This is a genomic window from Marseilla massiliensis (assembly GCF_023336985.1).
Classification (GTDB): Bacteria; Bacteroidota; Bacteroidia; order Bacteroidales; family Bacteroidaceae; genus Prevotella; species Prevotella intestinigallinarum.
This window is the reverse complement of the sequence record NZ_JAMBLP010000005.1, coordinates 78,872-98,323: the sequence shown is the minus strand read 5'-3', so window position 1 is coordinate 98,323 and position 19,452 is coordinate 78,872. Positions and strand designations below refer to the sequence as shown.

Genomic DNA, 19,452 nt, shown 5'->3' with positions numbered 1-19,452 from the left:
GCCACACATTATGTTTACAATGTGGAACCAAGAGCGCACAAACAAATGCAAAATGTCATAAATCGACGTCGCGGCTGAGCACCAGAGCAATGTTTGGCACAGCTTTTGCAATACTATATATTGTCATTGCACCAACACGCACTTGACTACACATTACATAGATAAAGAAAGGAACAGACAATATGACAAGCCAGTTTTCACCCAAAGTATCAGAGATACTCGCTTATAGCAGGGAAGAAGCAGCACGCCTTGCCAGCAGTTCGGTTGCGCCGGAGCATCTGCTTTTGGGGCTTCTCAGGATGAAAGATGGCCCGGTGATTGATGTGTTCAGGCGACTGAATGTCGACCTCCGGCTCGTAAAGGCCGAACTGGAGGACAGGGTTAAGCAGAACGAAGTGGGCCAGCCAATAAACACATCCGAACTCGTGTTAAACGAAAAGGCGAGCAACATACTCAAACTTGCTGTACTTGAGGCACGTATACAACATCTGCAGCGAGTTGACGAGCAACATATTCTATTGGCAATACTACACGACAACGTAAACAACGGAGCAAAAGAAATATTGGAACAGAATGACATGACATACGACGACGTATATGCTCTGCTGCAACAGAAGAGCAGCGTCAACGACGGTATCGGACTTCCGGACGAAGACGAGTACGAAGAGGCTAACCAGGATGACAAGGGCAAATATGGCGACAGGCAGCAGGGCGGGCAGCAACCCACCACGCAGACACGCAAGCCTGGCGGGAAGACGCCCGTGCTCGACAACTTTGGCACCGACCTGACACAGGCAGCGGCCGAAGGCAAGCTCGACCCCGTGGTGGGACGCGAGCACGAGATTGCCCGGGTGGTGGAAATAATTGGCCGCAGGAAGAAAAACAACCCAATTCTGATTGGCGAGCCCGGTGTTGGAAAGAGCGCCATAGTGGAAGGGTTGGCACAGCTTATTGCAAAGCGGCAGACGTCGCCGGTGCTTTTCGGGAAAAGGCTTATAAGCCTCGACATGACCGGCATTGTGGCCGGGACGAAATACCGTGGGCAATTTGAAGAGCGCATAAAAGCGCTGATAAAGGAGATTGAGCAAAACCCGGACGTCATTATCTTCATCGACGAGATACACACAATAATCGGCGCCGGCTCGACTCCAGGCAGCATGGATGCCGCCAACATTCTCAAACCGGCACTGGCCAGGGGCACCATACAGTGCATCGGGGCCACAACGCTCGACGAATACCGCAACAGCATTGAAAAAGACGGAGCGCTCGAGAGGCGTTTCCAAAAAGTGCTGGTGGAACCGACAAGCAGCGACGAGACGCTGACCATACTCAACAACATAAAAGACAGGTATGAGCATCACCACCATGTGAAGTATACCGACGGGGCTCTCAACGCGTGTGTCAAACTGACAGAGAGATATGTCACAGACCGCCAGTTCCCTGACAAGGCCATCGACGCTCTGGACGAGACAGGCTCGCGGGTTCACATGGGCAACGTACGAATACCGCCCGAGATAACCGAGAAGGAGAAAGAGATTGAACTCGTAAAGGCAAAGAAGCAGGCGGCTGTGCGCAACCAGAACTTTGAACTGGCTGCTGGGTTCCGCGACAAGCAGACCGAACTGGAAAAGGAACTGGCCGAACTCAACGAACGCTGGACCAACGGCGACGGCGAAGAGCGACAGACGGTGACCGAAAAAGACGTGGCCGAGGTGGTTTCGATGATGACGGGTGTGCCGGTGCAGCGAATGGCCGAATCGGAAGGGCTGCGCCTGAAAGGCATGGCTTCGGAGCTGAAGAAGGAGGTTGTGGGGCAAGACAGGGCCATAGACAAAATGGTGAAAGCCATCCAACGCAACCGCGTAGGGTTGAAAAGCCCCAACCACCCTATCGGAGTGTTCATGTTCCTCGGGCCTACCGGTGTGGGCAAGACATATCTTGCAAAGAAACTGGCCGAGTTTATGTTCGGCTCGCAAGACGCTCTTATACGCATAGACATGAGCGAATACACCGAGAGCTTCAATGTTTCAAGGCTCATTGGGGCGCCTCCGGGATACGTGGGTTACGAGGAAGGCGGACAGCTGACGGAAAAGGTGCGCCGCCACCCCTATTCCATCGTGCTGCTCGACGAGATTGAAAAAGCCCACGGCAATGTGTTCAACCTGTTGCTGCAGGTGCTCGACGAAGGCAGGCTTACCGACGGCAACGGCCGCTTTGTCGACTTCCGCAACACGGTAATCATAATGACAAGCAACGCGGGCACGCGCCAGCTCAAAGAGTTCTCCCACGGTGTGGGATTCACGGCGGGCAATGCGGGCATAGCCATGAACGACAAAGACAAAGAGTATGCGCGCAGCATCATACAGAAATCGCTGAGCAGGCAGTTCTCGCCAGAGTTCCTCAACCGCCTGGACGAGATAATAACATTCGACCAACTGGACCTTACGGCCATCAAGAGCATAATCGACATCGAACTGTCGGGGCTGTTCAAAAGGGTCAACGCCCTGGGCTACAACATCGAGATAAACGACGAAGCCAAGGAGTTTGTTGCAACCAAGGGGTACGACGTGCAGTTTGGGGCAAGGCCTTTGAAGCGGGCCATCCAGAACTACATTGAAGACAAGCTGTGTGAAATGATCATTAACGGCGACCTTGAACAAGGGCAGACCATAAGGATTGGCAAAGCTAAGGGAAAGGACGATGTCTTTCTGGAATAAACCATCAACCCTATGCAACAAGGGGCAGGCCGAAAGCAGCCTGCCCCTTGTTGCATAAGGCCGGGGCTTCACCCCAAATCGGCCATAACACTCAAAATATTTTTCTTGCTTCTGCCGTGAATGCTGCTTGGCGCCTTTGCCAAAGGCATGTCTGGCGACGGATGGCCAAGCAGGCTGACAAGATGACTGAAAGAGGCAGTAAGCGATTGCAGGGCATGGCAGGAATGCTAAAGCCATGCCTACTGCGGCATGGCGCCACGTTTCAGCCTGACGCCGAAACAGATGTCGAACCTGTCTGCTTTCCTCACGTGGCATACTGGCACACTATGTCTTTTTGCCTTGCATACCAAATTGCCCGGCTGCCGGCATTGCTTGAATTCCACAATTTCACATTACAGATATGGCACCTACGGCAATCAATCAACCGCAAGCGCAAAGCCCGGTTGCAGCCTAAGGCTCTTCGACAAACGACATTATCAACGCCGATTTGCTTTCGCCGGTGATGCGGCATCTGTTGTCCACGCGTTCACCCACGAGCCAGACAATCTTACCGGTGGCATCTTCAACCACAAGCTGGCCACGCTTCTGAAACAGGTTTCGCTTGCGGTCAGTGAGGTAATCACTGACAAGCTTCGACCCTTTCATGCCAAACGGCACAAACCTGTCGCCTTCGCGCACATGCCTGAGTGTAAGCGGGAAAGCGACGTCTGCCGCATCAACACTCGCCACGCAGCCCTGCCGAGATATTGCAAACGACGCGTCGACCGGCCTGACGTCAAGGCGCAGCTTCCTTCCATCGCCATAGACATATACCCCGGGCTCAGGCATGCGCAAATCACGGCATGGTTCACGCTTTTCTGAAATAAGCATCCTGCCCCGGTCTATGGCCAAGTCATAGCCGCCGGAAGAATACACCTTTCCCGGTGCGGCGTCTATGTTAAGGTATATCCGCTCTGCATGCTGCGACGAAAATCCGTAACCTTGAAGTATCTCAAACAGCGTGGCTTCGGGCGAAGGCTGTTGTTTCAGTAGGTCAATGTCCACATACACCAAACCGCCTTCGCGCCCCGTCACCATCGACACCGAATCGGCGATTGCGGCATCATACACCTTTTCGGCCTCAGCCACAAGCCCGGAAGTGCGCTGGATGTTGCCGACAGCCTCGGGATAGATTGTTTTCATCAGCGGAATCAGCTCAAGCCGTATCTTGTTGCGCACCACGTCGGGCACGAGGTTTGTGCTGTCGGTCACATATCCCTGGCCGCGTGAGCCGAGGTATTGTTCGATGTCGCTGCGGCTCAAGCATAGCAGCGGGCGCACCACAAAGCCATTCTTCGGCCTTATGCCCACCAGTCCGTGAATGCCGGTGCCACGCATGAGGTTCATCAGCACCGTCTCGACATTGTCATTCTGATGGTGGGCCACACACACAGCGGCAGCACCGATGTCGCCCAACAGTTGCTTGAAGTAGGCATACCTCAGCCGTCGGGCAGCCATCTCTATGCTCACCTTGTGCAACGAAGCATACGCCTTTGTATCAAAGTGGACTATGTGCAAAGGCACATTGTTGGTGTGGCAAAGGCATTTAACAAAGTCCTCGTCGCGTTCGGACTCTTCTCCCCTCAGGTGAAAATTGCAATGGGCCGCCTCTACGGCATAGCCCAGCTCGCGCAAAAGCAGCAACAAGGCCACGCTGTCGGCCCCGCCACTCAGTGCAACAAGGCATGTGGAACGCTTATCCAGAAGCCCGTGCCTGGCTATATATCCTGCAACGATGTCTTTTATTGCCACTGCCGTCTATTCTACGTAAAGCACCAGCCCCTTCAGATATTCTCCTTCAGGATGGTAAATGTTGATTGGATGGTCGGCGGGCTGATGCAACTGATGCAATATCCTGACCTTGCGCCGGGCAACAGTGGCCGCGGTAAATACGGCATTTCGGAAATTGTCCTTGGTGACAACCTGGCTGCAAGAGAACGTAAACAATATGCCGCCAGGCTGTATTTTCTCAAGTGCCTTGGCATTGAGCCGCGTGTAACCCTTCAAGGCGTTGTGCAATGCCCCGCGATGCTTGGCAAATGCCGGCGGATCGAGAATGATAAGGTTATACTTGTCAGCCACTTTGTCGAGGTACTTAAAGGCATCTTCACAATAAGCAGCGTGGCGTTCGTGAGACGGGAAGTTCAATTCCACGTTCTTCTCCGTAAGCTCTATGGCCTTGGCGCTACTGTCGACAGAATGCACCGACGCCGCCCCGCCACGCATGGCATACACGGAAAAGCCCCCGGTATAACAGAACATATTGAGCACATTGCGCCCCGCCGAGTAGTGCTCGAGCAGAGAGCGGTTGTCGCGCTGGTCGATGAAAAAGCCCGTTTTCTGGCCTTTCAGCCAATCGACGTAAAACTTCAATCCGTTTTCCACAGCCACATTGTCGGCGCTTCCGCCACAGATGAAGCCGTCTTCCTGCCCCAACTCGGCCTTGAATGGCAGTGTTGTCTCACTCTTATAATAAATATTGTCAATGCGCCCGCCCATGACAGCCATCAACTCTCGGGCAATGTCGTTGCGCATCATGTGCATCCCAACGCTGTGGGCCTGCATTACAGCGGTCTTGCCATACACGTCGATGACCAGGCCGGGCAAGAAATCGCCCTCGCCATGCACCAGACGATAGGTGTCGCCGGCCGAACTGTCGGCCAGGCCAAGGGCAATGCGCATTTCCAAAGCGCCCTTCAGCGAGGCAGACCAGAACTTTGAATCAATATCGCAATCATCGAATGACAACACCCTGACAGAGATAGAGCCTATCTGGTAATGCCCCACGGCAATGAAACTACCGTCGGACGAAAACACATTAACAACCTCGCCCTCGTCGACGCCATCGTCCACGTGGGCTATCGCGCCAGAGAACACCCATGGGTGGAAGCGGTCAAGGCTCTGTTCCTTGCCTTTTCTAAGATATACTTTTTTGTACTTGTCCATCTTCTTGCTTTATTAATTCGTAATCGCCATAGGCTTTCAGATGTTGCAACTCCTCGTAAAGCTTGATGCAAGCCCAAGCATCCGTAGCGGCATACAGCTTTTGATTGTCGTTGAGCACGTCGGCCTCCCAGTTTGTAAGCCTCTGCCCTTTGCTTATCTTCTCACCGAACACGTTTGCGTAAAGCTTCTGCAAGCTCTTGTCTTCTATGCCTATCTCGCCCACGTGGTCCTGTAAGTCAATGAAATAACCGGGCTTAAACTCGGCTATCTTGTGCAACATCAGGAGGTCGTCGTGAAGCGACAGTCCGACCTTGGGCACCTTGGTATCTTCCAATAGGCGTATGATGTCTTCCGACATGCCAATGATGTTAAGCCTGAACAAGAAACAAGTATCCACTGAAGACACCTGAAGCAACGACACTTTGTGCGTCACGCCTTTCTTAAACGAAGGCCGTGTCTCCGTGTCTATACCCAATATGGGCTGTGACAGCAGGAAGTCAACAGCCTTTTTGGCTTCTGTTGCTGACAGCACAACCACGATACGCCCCTGGAACAAAGCCCGGGGCAGCACGCCGATTTGCGACTTGTCATACTTATTATATATTGTTTTCATCGTTTATTCTAACACTATTATACGCCAATCCTATATGCCTGAGCCGAACAGCCAACCGGAACCAACTCACCCACAGGACTATGCTGTAGTATGGCAAGCTTTCACCCAATGTCAGCCACCGCCATTCAGACTGTCAACAGGCCGGTCGCGCCCCTCTGCAGTGAAAGCGTTTCAAGATGCAAAATTACAAAAAAATCATGAGTTTATTATCTATTCTGACTTTTTTCAGCTACATTTGCACAATAATTGAGAAAGATTCAAAGATGGCAAGGAAAAAAGATAAGCGTAAAACTTCTTCTCTAAGCGAAACCCTTGGGTTCAATACTATATTCCACAACGAGAAACTGAATTTTGTAATTGGCCTGCTTTTACTCGTAATGGCCGGTTATATGATATTGGCGTTCACCTCGTTTTTCACCACAGGTGCAGCCGACCAGACATTGATTGAAATGCCTAAGGTAGGCGAATTGATGAACACCCAGCGTGAGTTTAAAAACAGTTGTGGCTCCATCGGGGCGCACACAGCCTACTTTTTCGTAAAAAGATGCTTTGGACTGGCGTCGTTTCTCGTGCCCACATTCTTGTGCATGGTGGCCATGAGGCTCATGAGGGCATACCAACTCAACCTCGTCAAGTGGTTTCTGTGCCTGATGCTACTGATGATATGGCTGTCGGTAACGCTGGCCAAGTTTCTCTCACCCGTGTTTGTAGACCAGTGCTACAACCCGGGTGGCGACCACGGAGTGTTCCTTTGCACGACAATAGAAAACCTGGTGGGCTCTCCCGGCCTAACAGCCATACTTATTGTCATTGCCATAGCCTTCCTGACATACATCAGCGCAGAAACTATCTACCTGATAAGGAAGCTGCTCAACCCCGTCAAATTCTTTACCGACAGGGTCAAGTTCAACGTCACGAGCTATGAAGAGCAAAACACAGCAAAGCCGACCAACACTATCGAAACTCTTGAAGACCCCAAGGTATTTGACGACCCCACAACCGAAGTGATTGAGTTTGAAGGAGATGACGTTGCCACGCCAACAGGGCCGGCCCGAGCCACAGGCGACACAAAAGCGACACCCGAGCCTGCCGACACAGAGAAAGACAAAGATGTGGTCATGGACATCAAGGTGGCCGGCGACGAGAAAGAGGCTGTCGGCACCTCACTGGTCAACGGGAATGTGACGACAATGGCCCCCTACGACCCCAAGCGCGACTTGGAGAACTACCACTACCCTACGCTCGACTTGCTGAAGAAGTATGAGAATGACGGCAAGCCTTACATCGACATGGCCGAGCAGACAGCCAACAAAAACCGCATCGTGGAAGTGTTGCGCAACTTCGGGGTCGAGATAAGCAGCATAAAAGCCACGGTAGGCCCGACAATAACCCTATATGAAATCACCCCGGCGCAAGGGGTCAGAATCTCAAAGATACGCAATCTTGAGGACGACATAGCGCTGAGCCTCTCGGCATTGGGCATCAGAATCATTGCCCCGATACCAGGGAAAGGCACCATCGGCATTGAAGTGCCTAACGCAAAGCAAAACATCGTATCGATGGAAAGCATACTTAATTCAAAGAAATTCCAGGAGACGACGATGGAACTGCCTTGTGCCGTGGGAAAGACCATTACCAACGAGGTGTTCATGTTCGACCTTGCCAAGATTCCGCACCTGCTTGTGGCCGGTGCGACAGGACAGGGAAAGTCGGTTGGCCTCAATGCAATCATCACATCACTTCTATACAAGAAGCACCCTGCAGAACTGAAAATTGTGCTCATAGACCCCAAGAAGGTCGAGTTCAGCATATACAGCCCGATAGCCAACCACTTCCTTGCCAAAGTGCCGGACGAAGACGCCGAACCCATCATTACGGACGTCAGCAAAGTAGTAAGGACGCTCAACAGCCTGTGCAAGGAGATGGACACACGCTACGACTTGCTCAAGCAAGCCGGCGCGCGCAACATAAAGGAGTATAACAAGAAGTTTATCTCAAGGCAGCTCAACCCGGAGAAGGGCCATCGGTTCATGCCCTACATAGTAGTGATAATCGATGAGTTCGGCGACCTGATAATGACTGCAGGCAAGGAAATAGAGCTTCCCATTGCGAGAATAGCCCAGTTGGCGCGTGCCGTGGGCATACACATGGTCATTGCGACCCAGCGCCCCACGACAAGCATCATCACCGGAAACATCAAGGCCAACTTCCCGGGGCGCATTGCCTTTAAGGTCAGTGCCATGATTGACTCGAAGACAATTCTCGACAGGCCGGGTGCCAACCAGCTGATTGGGCGTGGCGACATGCTCTTCCTCAACGGAAACGAGCCTGTCCGGGTGCAATGCGCATTTGTAGACACGCCCGAAGTGGAACGCATCAACAAGTACATTGCCCAGCAACAGGGATATACCACGCCGTTCGAGCTGCCAGAGCCGGACAATGGCGACGGCGAAAACCTTGGCAGTTCGGCCGACATGGACATGCAGCACCTCGACCCGCTGTTTGAGGAAGCGGCACGCCTCATAGTGCTTAACCAGTCGGGCAGCACCAGCCTCATCCAACGCAAGTTCTCCATCGGCTACAACAGGGCCGGCCGACTGATGGACCAGCTCGAGAAGGCCGGCATCGTTGGGGCAGCAATGGGCAGCAAGCCGCGTGAAGTGCTTATCCAGGACGAGGTCAGTCTTGACAACCAGATAAAGTCATTGAGGACGGGTCACTGAGTGTACACAACCATATAGAATTTAGAAAACGAAAAGTATATGAAAAGAAACATTCTTGCTTTGATAGCCTTGATTACACTAAGCTGTGGGGCAATGGCCCAACCGGCCAAAGCGGTGCTCGACAAAGTAGCTGCCGTGGTGAGCAACAAGGGAGGGGCTTCGGCCAGCTTCCGCATCGCAAGCAGCCAGTACGGCAATACCACGGGAAGCATTGCGATAAAAGGCCGGAAGTTTAAGACTACCACACCGGCGGCCACCGTGTGGTTTGACGGGACTACCCAATGGACCTACATGGCCAGAAGCAACGAGGTGAACATAAACACTCCGACCGAAGGCGAACTGCAGGCAATCAATCCCTACAACTTCATCAATATGTACCGAACAGGGTTTACGTATAAGATGAAGACCGTTGGCACCAACTACCAGGTTCACCTGACAGCGACCAACAAGTCGCGCCAGATTCAGGAAATGTACATCACGGTAAACAAGTCGACCTATGTGCCAACGCAAATCAAGATGCGTCAAGGGGCAAACTGGAGCACTATAGTAATAAGCAACTTCAAGAAAGCCAACCTGAATGACGCAACATTCACATTCAACGCAAAAGCTTATCCGAAGGCCGAAATAATTGACCTCAGATGACAAGGGCTCAGCGCATACGGCTGTTTCTCGGCATCATGCTACTGGGCGAGCGCCGCAACCCGGCGTCAGGCTCACGATGGTCGAAGGCGCTGGAATGGTTTGGGGCCGCACTCGCATGCCTTTACCTTTCGGCATGCGGTGTGGGCCTCGGCTTCTTGGCAAAAGACATTGGCCCGTACACCATCGCGGGCGTAATGCCGTTTGTGCTTATTGTAGACTTCTCGATGCGCTTTGCATCCCGAAAGAAGCCCATCGACATTACGCCATATCTCATCCTCCCGGTCAAACGGTCTGAAGTGATAGACAGCTTGCTGCTCTCTTCGCTCGCGGCAGGCTACAATTTCGTTTGGCTATGCCTCTTCATTCCACACTGCATCACTGTTGCCGCCATGGGCGTGGCACCCCTGCCAGAGGCAGCGGGCATTGCGCTGGTCTGCCAATTTCTGATAGAGACAAACTGCCTGTGGCAACTGTTGGTGCGCTCCCTGACAAACAAAAGCCTGGCTTGGTGGGCATTGCCTGCCATGGCATACGCCATGCCGATGGCTGCCGCCGGCATGGCGTCGACAAGCGACGCCCCCGAGGCCATTCTCGACTTCTTTGTCGCACACGGACATACGCCGGTTTCTATCTTGGCATACATGGCATGCTTCGCGATGCTGTTTGTGGCCAACCGTCACGTCTTGCTGTGTTCCGCCACGCAAGAAGCCACAGGCGACGGCACTAAGCGCAAGGCCGCGACAAAGATAACATTGCCCGAGAAATGGGGAATAACCGGCGAATACATGAAACTTGAGATTAAAAGCACGATGCGCAACAAAGCCATCAAGCGCAATTTCATGCAGGGCATATTGCTAATGTCGCTACTGAGCGCGATGATTACATTTACCACCATCTACGACAACGACAGTTTCTCGCAGACCACCTATTGCTTCTACTGCTTCATCTTTTTTGGTATAGTCAACCTGACAAGAATTATGGGAGCCGAGGGAAACTACATCGACATGCTCATGACGCACAAAGAGAGCACCTACCAACTGCTCAAGGCAAAATATTACTATTACTGCATGGTGCTGGCCGTGCCGCTGGCCATACTGCTGCCGGCCATGATTTCGGGCAAGCTGCCACCGTCATTGGTCTTTGCCGGGTTGTTCACAACCACCGGGCCAATTTATTTCATCCTCTTCCAACTGGCAGTGAACAACCGGCAGACAATGCCTCTCAACAATACTGCAATAGGAAGGCCGGGCTCCAACAATGCCATCCCGGCCATGATAGGCATTGTTTCGTTCATTGCCCCTATAGCTGCCATACAGCTGATTGCCCTCGCCGTAGGCAAGGAAACATCGCTACTGATAATGACGGTCGCAGGGTTGGTGTTTACCGTGACCCACAAGTTGTGGCTGCATAACATATATGCAAGGATGATGCGCAAGAAACACGCAAACCTTGAGGGATTCCACGCCACAAGATAGCGCGTTGCAGTCATCGGAATACGACGGGACACGCCATCCCGCCCCCACCCCCGCAGATAAAGAAAAAGTTATGGTCTTACCTTTTCGCAGGCAAGACCATAACCACAAACAACTGAACAAAAATCATTTAGAAACCAATATCTTACCTCCACCGTAGCGTTTTCAGGCGCCCAGTACGCCCATCCACAGGCATGCCTCTTGCCTCCTCTTAAACCGACGGAGACGGTAGGTTGCAATAGCCTGGTTGCCAACGAATTGCAAAGCCTGCCGTTTGAGACTTCAAAACGTGCCGTTCCGACAAATGAAACGGCACGTTTGACGTTACGCAACCACCCGTCTTGAACGCGCGGCATTGCCGCAAGCCAAGACAAACAGTCGCTGCCCGTACGTAGCCACGATTGCGGGCATGGGTCAAACGCCGACGTCAATGCTTTAGGCACAATAGACCGGGCGCCCCTACTTCACTACTTTCATACCGTTGACGATGTAGATGCCTTTGGGAAGGCGCTCAAACGCAGAAGCATCGCTACCGACAAGACGGCCATCCAACGAATAAATGACCGACGAACGACAGGCCCTGCCGGCATCGACATCATCGATTCCGAGTGACGTCGACGACTCCTTTCCATAGAAATACAAGCGGAAGTCGTCAAAAATGCACCAATACTTATCAGGCATACTTGCCGAACGGATGCCCAGTTTCAATGAGCCGCCTTTGTTTGGGTTGTCATACACCACTTCGTTTTCGTACATCCCTTTCGAGAAGTATATGCTTGCCGACTGCATGTCGTTGGGTATATACATGGCAGGGGCACCGACGGCAGACTCGCTTCCGCCCAACCTGCTGCCAGAAGCGCCCGCACAGATGTTGCTCAACCGCTTGACTGCAGAACCCAGATACATGAATGCCGTCACCTTGCTCTGCCCGGCAGAGTATTTTGCCCAAACGTCGGAAGCCGCCCCGGGACGCTGGAAGCCTTTGACACGCAGGCTGTACGTGCCTGCTGGCATACCGGCCAAGACTTGGTTCATGTCGAAGGCCTTGCTGTAAAACTCGCCGCACGAATAATTGACAACAGGCGACACGGCCCAGCCGTCGGTCGTCTCAAAGCCCGGATTGGCCATCATGTATGTGAGGTCAAACGGCTCGTCGGCGCTCTTGGCCGCCACGCTGTTGAGGAATGTGCCCACTGCTTCGCGCAGGCCGTCCCTGGCCGACTCCAACTCAGCCATGTCGTCGGAACGGCCCACGACCTCGCGCGCCCGTGCCACAACCGTAGCCATGTCGGCGTCAAGCCCGGCAACATTCTCTACATGGGGCACGGCAACAAGCCTCTCCAACTCGGATATTGAGTTTTCTATCTCCGACTTGATTCCCTTTACCGACGCAGTGCTTACCTCGTCGATGTCGTCGGCAGACAGTATCAGCCACCGTTGGCTTTCAGCAGAGTTTGAGATGTTGAAAGTGGCGGCCGCCGTTGCTCCGCCGGGGGCAGCCTGCAGGCAGTTTGGCGTCCAATTGCTTTCGGGGTGAACTATCCAATATCCGCGGTTCGACAATCTGGCCATGCCCGCATATATGTCATTCCGCCCACGCATGAGCTGGAAATCTTCTGCCGTCGCAGGCACCGCCACTGCCGACGTGGCTATGCCCCCGGGCCCGGGAGAAGCATAACTCATATACCTGCCGGTAGAAACGTTTTTCAACTGATAGTACTGGTTTTGCGGCGTAAACGTGATTGTCCATGCCGCGCTGTCGTTGCCTGCGGCCTCTTCGGCCGACATCTTCTTCCAGGCCAGCGCCCCATTGGCGGCCACCATGAGGTAAGAGTCGTACAGCCCGCAGTCCACCGACTCGTTCTTGATGTAGTATTTCCTGCCCTCCTCATGGTTGAACGCATGGTACGGGCGCGCAAAGCTCGACACGGTATGCTGCAGTCCGTCCTCACCGAGAGCCTGGCAAACAAGGCTGTTGCCTATATAAAGCACCTCGGAGTCGTCGTCCTCATGCGCTCCGTTTATGCCGTATGGCCACAGATGCTGGTAGTCGCCGTTAAGCCTTGCAGAGTTGTTGTTTTCCAAAAACCTTACCACCTCAGTCACACGGTCGCCCAACCATGCACCTGTGCCATAGCCATCGCCGTTGACCGAAGCCCTGAGGTTGTGGCGGCTCCACTCCGTGTCGGCCCATGGTATGACGCCGACGCCATGAAGCAGCTCGTGAAGTATGGTGCCAGTGCGCTGATACGAGGCGTTGGGGCCAACCCTTACCCATCCTCCATAAGAGCAATCGGCTGTGTTCACCCCGGCTTCATAGCCTACGCTCGTAGAAAAGCCGGTAATCGACGTCAGGTTGTTCCACCAGTCAATGGCGCTCTTGGTAGCATTGGCTATTCGGTTACGGGCGTCATCGGGGCCACCATCACGTATGGTATATTCTATACGCCCCATTGGTATGGTGTAAAACCTTATCACTTGGCCATAATGCGCAGTACCATCATTGCCAATGGCATACGCACGCATATAATATAATGTGGAAGGATTAAGGTTCTGCAACCAATATATCTTTCCATTTTTCGACAGGTATTTCACAGTCTTGTTGTCGTCGACTGTTGGCTCCGGTGTCTCAGCCCAACAGAAACCGGTCTCACGGATATCGGAGCCTGTAACTGTCATACGGCCGAAAGCCATCGTTGCCCCCCTGGCAAAACGCTTGTCGGTGGTAACTGTTATGTCGCCGGCAAAAACCCGCAGTGACATAACAGCCAGCATCGCCAACACAGACAAAGCCTTGTTGTCAACCATGAATAGTCTGTTCTTAATCATGTTCATCTCACTACTTTAATTGCTTTACCGTTAATTACCTTCAAATAAACCCCTGACTTGGGTTCATCTTTGTACCTTACGCCGTCGAGAGAATAATATGCAGGCGTGGCCCCGTCGGCCTTGGCATTGCTGATTGACGACACAAGCATGCCGACAGGAAGGGTTACCCCGCTCCAAGCGGCGAGCTCGCTGATGTTGTCGAGGCTCTTGATGTAGGCGGAGTAGTTGCCAATCGCGGCCCTCTCATCCCTGTTGGGTGAGTTTTGCACAACCCATTCGCCATTCTGCAAGACAAGTCCGTTCTCGGGCGTGGTGGCAGAAGTTATGAACAACCCGTTGAGCCCGTTGGGGCCGGGCGTGCGCCTTGCAACCTTCTCGCCTGTCTCATAAATCACCACATCAGCATGGTCTGAATAAACCACACACGGCACACCGGCTGGCGTGCCGGCAATCTCCTCCAGGCAAATCTGCGACTTATCCTGCGTGATGCCTGCAATTTGATAAAACCTTACCCCCTTGGATGGTGCCGCGTCGTAAGGCAGGCAAAGGGTAAACCACCCGTTGCCGTCGGTTTTGTAATGATAAACGGGAAGATGGCGGAGCACAAAATCGGTTGCCCACCAGCTGCCCTCACGCATGTCGCCCTTACCACCATTGTCGCCATAAGGCTTCCACGCATTGTCTATGGCGTTGGCTTTGGTTGCGGCAAACCCAATGGTCAGGGTATCCCTGTCGCCTACATACACCGGCGGTGTGGCCAATGTCTGCCATTTGCCATCCCCCGATATGGTGGGGATGTCCATGTAGTCGGCCGACAATGCCGGCGAGACAATGCTGTCGCCTTTATACAACAAGTATGAATGCTGGTCGGTGATGCAATAATGCTCCGTCGACGCCTTGCACTCCAATACATACAAACCGTGTGAAAGATATTCGCCGTCGGCATCCTTGACTATTGTCTGCGACACAGCCATCGACTTATCGTTCGACTCCGATGCGCCCAAACCGTTCCACTGTGCCCGCCAGCACTTTTTGCCATCGGCTGTCATCACGCCCTGCTGTCCGCCGGCGTATGACCCCGATTGAACCCAATCGGCGGTTTGCTGCTCAAACGACGGATATTTGATGAATGTGGTGGCATTTAACGGCATGCACGACGAAAGCACGCCTTCCATCTTTTCCACCTCGCTCAGATATGTCTCTGCCGACGATGTCTCCTTCAGCACAGCCATCGACGCCTCAAGGCTTTCGCTGCCGTCAAACCCTTCGCTGATGGCAGCGTCGGCCAAGACAGCCAGCGAGTCGGCCTTGCGCTTGCCTTGGATGGCCCTTATGGTGTTGTCGACGACGGCAACCAACGCCCTCAAATGGGCCTCGGTTGTTTCGGTACGCTCCAACACCGAACTGACGCCGGCGTTAAGGTTTGGCAGCGTTTTGTTGAAGTCTATCAGCATGCGGGCCCTGTTTGTCTCGGCCTTCAACCCGTCGGCAATGGCTGCATCCTTTGAAGCAAACAGCCGCGAAACCATGAATTGATCAAACTGGGCGCACGACCTTAAATATGCGAGTGAGACAATGGCCTTGCTGTAAGTACCCGCATTGAATGCTGTTGCGTATTTCGACCACACCACGTTGTTGGGTATTCCAACCACGGTAGAGTCTTCGTTGACACCATCGCGCGTCATGCTCAACTTGTTTACCGACATGCCGTTGAAATAAGAGGCTACGCTAAAGTAATAGTCGGCCCCTTTCTCCAAGTCGACAACGGTCTTGACGGCACCGGCCTTGTCAGGCGAATGGTGTGAATATGCCTGCAGATATGTGCCGCCGTCGTATCCGCCCTTGCCCATGACCTCGAAGTCGGGCCACGACAGCTGCCTGCCTTCGCCGTTGGTCCATCCATCTGTGCCGAAGTCAAAGTTGCCGTTTGGCAACAAGTTGCCTCCTATGTAGTAGGTTTTCCCGCCTATGACAAGCGCATCGCCGGCTACCAGCCTGTCTGGAACAGCCGTTGCCGACTTGGCCGTGAAATAATCCTTGCCATCGGCATAAACAACATGTATGCGATACTCTGCACCATCGAACGCCCCGGCATCTTCCAGACGGTAGTCGGCTTCGCCTTCTTTCAGCTCGACCTCCGCCAGGGGTTCCCAGGCGGCGCCCTTCTTGCGGCGCTCCACAAACATGCTCTTGTTGTATTCGCCATTAGGCTCGTGCCAACTGAGCACGGCCACCCCATCGGCAGCGCTGAAGCGGCACGAAAGGTCAGACGGTGCCCCCTTCGACTTTGGCAGCTTCGGAATGAACTCATAACGCTTGTTATATCCAATCACTCCGGGCAAGGCTGCATAGTTTTTGCCGGCACCGGTCAACACGCCATTGACATACAGTTTCGACCTGTCGGCCTCTGAATTCCAGTATGAGAAACGCTCTACATATCCATAACCATTCATCAGTTCGGTCAGCTCTTTCACCTTGTCGGCATTCTGCCTCCTGGCCTCATCGTCGCTAAGCGAAGGGTTGAAAGCTCCGTTGCGATTCCACGAAGCGCCCCAGCACCATTCGGATATCCACAACGGACGGCCATAGTTGTTATACCACGACTGCAGACCGTAGAAACTGCCTGACGGCCAATAGGAATGCACGTCAAGCACATCGCAACGCCACCCCCTTGCATCAACGGAGTCAATAAACTCTTTCAGCCAATTCAAGCTGCCGTCATGAGACGACGGCGAGCACAACCGCAAACCGGTGGCCATGAGGCGCTCCCAGTTTGCCAGCACCTCTGCCACGCTCTGCGGATGGTCGTCGGCCTTGTTGCCCGGCTCGTTGTTCGTCTTCATCGTAGGCGCCGAAGTTGTATATCCGTTTCTTCCGCAATCGGCCACCGACGGCCAGCCCTCATAAATATGGTGGGCCACACACTCGCGGTCGATGCCCGTGTCTTCGCCCAGTCCGAACGAATAGCACCATGTTGTGTTCAAGGCATCATTCGAACCAGAACGCGTATCATTGGCCAAACCCTTCTTGCTGGCGTCATTCCATTTGAATATACGGTATGACGATATGCTGCGGTCGAGTATTGCGGGCATTTCAGCCAGTTCCAAGTCTTCGGTGTCGGCTATGAAGCAACGGCTGTAGCCATAACCACCCGCACGGGTTGAAAAAGTGACCATATAGCCCCTTTTCAACTTGAAGCTGCGTATCTTGTTGTTAAGCTTGCCGTCGCTGAGCGTGTTCATGAAGCCACCGCTGCTCTCGAGCCCGAAGTCATTGACCGCCTCGCCCGTGAAATTCTGGCCGCTGTAAACAGTGAGCGGCCTGATGTCGCTGCCGTATGGCAGTATCATGCCCCCCTGGTTGTATATCTTTACCTGGCATGTCTTGTTGTTGACGGCTTCCTGGCCGTTGATTCTGACATGAGGCAGAAGGGCAAGCAGCCTTGACGGCTTTACATTGTCAAACACAACCACGGCATGGTCAACGGCCGTTATATTGATGCTGCCCGTCATGGAAAACGGTGCATTGTCTGTTATGTGATAATCAACATCATCGGCAATAACAACATCCGAGGTGACTTGGCTAACAGTCACCACCTTATTGGCCGACTCGGCAACCGAACCGGCAAGAAGGCCCAGGGATAGTATTGCCCATCTATATGACATATTCATTCGCATAGTGAATTCATTATGTTTATTAGACAAGCGTCACTTAACACCCAACTTACCATTCCACGACAAGAACCAATTAGCCCTGTCGGTAAGGTCTGCCTTTATTTCCGACTTGACCTCGCTTATGCGCTCTGCCCCCCTGCGGGCGTAAATACGGTCAGCGAGATAGCTTGGGTCATTGCGCCTGAGGGCCACACGCAACAAATCGTAATAACGAACGCCCTCAAAGGCAAACTCCAAGGCACCTTCGTCGACAATCATGTCCTCTACCTTGCGTATCTGATAGTCCAGACGCTCCTTTTCGCTGAGGGTGGAATCGTCGGGCATAAGATAGTACTTGTTGTACTGGCTCAGGCCGCAACCACGCGAATGCAATCCAATGGTATTGTACGAATGTTCCGCCCCGGCATCAAGCACGATGTAGCCCGAATTGGAGCTGTACGGGAAATTGAAAGACTTGACGAAAGCCGAGTCTGCCGGGGTCTTGCAATACGGCAGCACATCTCGCTCAGTCACTTTGTTGTTAACCCCCTCCGACAATATCTCGTAGGCAAAATGCGGGTAGCCGGCACGATTCAACGCCTCGGCAAGACGCAGGTAAACAGTAGCCCGACGGTAAACGTGGATGTTTCTGGTAAGGAACTTACTGACGAACTGCCTCGTCACAGTGTTGCCCTCATAAACCGACTGATATGACCTCCAGCAGGAAACAAGCCTCAAGTCGCCGGCACGATTTCTCGTGAGGTTTGAAGGAGCATACACCGTATCACGTCCGTTGTTTGCCAAGTAACACCAAACCTGACGCTGCGACAACTCCTTCAATGACTCAGATGGAACAAGGCTGACCTTGTAATCATTGTCTGCACTGCTGTTGTATATATTGCGCAACTGGCTGTAGTTGCCTTCAGAAGGTATGGAGTCGCCGGCTATCATCGTAATTATCTCACGGTCGGTGGTAAAAATCTCCGAGTTGAACATGTTGCTCCAATTGTCACCGATAGATACCCACTCCGGGCCGGTCCACATCACACTGCGTGAGGTGATGGGGAAATACGAATTGCTACCGTTGGCGGTGGTGATGTACTTATAATAAGCCATGGCAGCCTCCTTGTAATTTCCGGCCCACAGATTAAGGTCGCCCAACAACACATATATCGGGAAGTACAGCATACGGCTGTCGGTAATACCGATATTGCCTAACCCGGGTATCTCGACATCGGCCAGCGGAGCGATGTCGGCAACAAGTGTATTGCACAAATCAACGATATCCTTTTCCGGGTATTTTGCTTCGGCCTGCTCTTTCGTCGTTATTGGCTTGGTATAAAATGGCACCTTTCCATAATTCAACGCAAGCTGCAGATATGTCCATGCCCTATAGGCTTTTACTGCTGCATACTCCTTGATGAACAACGACTTGTTGGCACTGTTCCTAACAGCCGTATCAGCCTTGGATAAGTAGAGGTTGCAGTTGTTGATCACAGCATAATAGTCCTTGGGGCTGTTATACCTGTTTCCGTCGCTTACGTCAAACTGTGCCAACTCTCGCAAATCGGCGTTTGCAGAATTTGTAACGTCGACCAAATCACCCCTGACTTCACCAAGAAGGACGGTGCGGTCGCCCAAAGCCTGCATCTTTGACATTATTCCGGTAAGTGAGTAGATGGTATCCGACGACTGGTTTAACTCATAATCATCGGCAAAAATCACGTGGTCGGAATCTTGGTCGAAGAAATCACTACATGCCGACAACAGAGACGATGCGGCAACAAGCCCGCCAAACAGCAGATATTTCGTTTTCAT

At 52.9% G+C, this 19,452-nt stretch carries 10 protein-coding genes; 4 read left to right on the top strand and 6 right to left on the bottom strand.

The window, feature by feature from the left end; genetic code table 11:
- Nucleotides 1-182 precede the first annotated feature (182 nt).
- Entirely contained in the window at nucleotides 183-2,717 is a 2,535-nt protein-coding gene (locus tag M3089_RS05490; protein ID WP_249082291.1) for an ATP-dependent Clp protease ATP-binding subunit, read from the top strand.
- 450 nt (nucleotides 2,718-3,167) lie between these two features.
- On the opposite strand, the gene tilS is transcribed toward M3089_RS05490, so the two are convergent.
- Genes tilS through M3089_RS05475 form a run of 3 tightly spaced genes read right to left on the bottom strand, consistent with a single transcriptional unit; the run spans nucleotide 3,168 to nucleotide 6,315 of the window.
- A complete protein-coding gene (tilS, locus tag M3089_RS05485; protein WP_249082288.1) occupies nucleotides 3,168-4,508 on the bottom strand; it encodes a tRNA lysidine(34) synthetase TilS in 1,341 nt (446 codons plus the stop codon).
- Nucleotides 4,509-4,514: 6 nt separating this feature from the next.
- Nucleotides 4,515-5,702 (bottom strand): class I SAM-dependent rRNA methyltransferase, encoded by a 1,188-nt coding sequence (locus tag M3089_RS05480; protein ID WP_249082287.1) that lies wholly within the window; start codon nucleotides 5,700-5,702, stop codon nucleotides 4,515-4,517.
- Nucleotides 5,674-6,315, bottom strand: coding sequence for a 3'-5' exonuclease (locus M3089_RS05475; RefSeq protein WP_205107641.1), 642 nt, complete (start codon nucleotides 6,313-6,315; stop codon nucleotides 5,674-5,676). Before M3089_RS05475 ends, M3089_RS05480 begins: the two co-directional genes overlap by 29 nt.
- Before the next feature lie 263 nt (nucleotides 6,316-6,578).
- Between M3089_RS05475 and M3089_RS05470 the strand changes: the two genes are divergently transcribed.
- From M3089_RS05470 to M3089_RS05460, 3 genes are read left to right on the top strand one after another with little or no spacing between them, the layout of a single operon-like run.
- Nucleotides 6,579-9,038 carry an FtsK/SpoIIIE family DNA translocase gene (locus M3089_RS05470; RefSeq protein WP_249082285.1) on the top strand — a complete coding sequence of 820 codons (2,460 nt, stop codon included), beginning with the start codon at nucleotides 6,579-6,581 and terminating at the stop codon, nucleotides 9,036-9,038.
- Between the two features lie 39 nt (nucleotides 9,039-9,077).
- On the top strand, nucleotides 9,078-9,680 hold the full coding sequence (locus tag M3089_RS05465) for a LolA-like putative outer membrane lipoprotein chaperone (RefSeq protein WP_205107637.1): 603 nt from the start codon (nucleotides 9,078-9,080) through the stop codon (nucleotides 9,678-9,680).
- A complete protein-coding gene (locus M3089_RS05460) occupies nucleotides 9,677-11,155 on the top strand; it encodes a DUF5687 family protein (RefSeq protein WP_249082283.1) in 1,479 nt (492 codons plus the stop codon). Before M3089_RS05465 ends, M3089_RS05460 begins: the two co-directional genes overlap by 4 nt.
- Before the next feature lie 456 nt (nucleotides 11,156-11,611).
- Here M3089_RS05460 and M3089_RS05455 read toward each other — a convergent pair whose 3' ends face one another.
- From M3089_RS05455 to M3089_RS05445, 3 genes are read right to left on the bottom strand one after another with little or no spacing between them, the layout of a single operon-like run.
- Complete coding sequence (locus M3089_RS05455) at nucleotides 11,612-13,981, bottom strand: hypothetical protein (RefSeq protein WP_249082281.1); 2,370 nt, start codon at nucleotides 13,979-13,981, stop codon at nucleotides 11,612-11,614.
- A 2-nt stretch (nucleotides 13,982-13,983) separates the two neighbouring features.
- Complete coding sequence (locus M3089_RS05450; protein ID WP_249082279.1) at nucleotides 13,984-17,658, bottom strand: glycosyl hydrolase; 3,675 nt, start codon at nucleotides 17,656-17,658, stop codon at nucleotides 13,984-13,986.
- 30 nt (nucleotides 17,659-17,688) lie between these two features.
- Nucleotides 17,689-19,452, bottom strand: a complete 1,764-nt coding sequence (locus M3089_RS05445) for a RagB/SusD family nutrient uptake outer membrane protein (protein ID WP_249082278.1) — start codon at nucleotides 19,450-19,452, stop codon at nucleotides 17,689-17,691.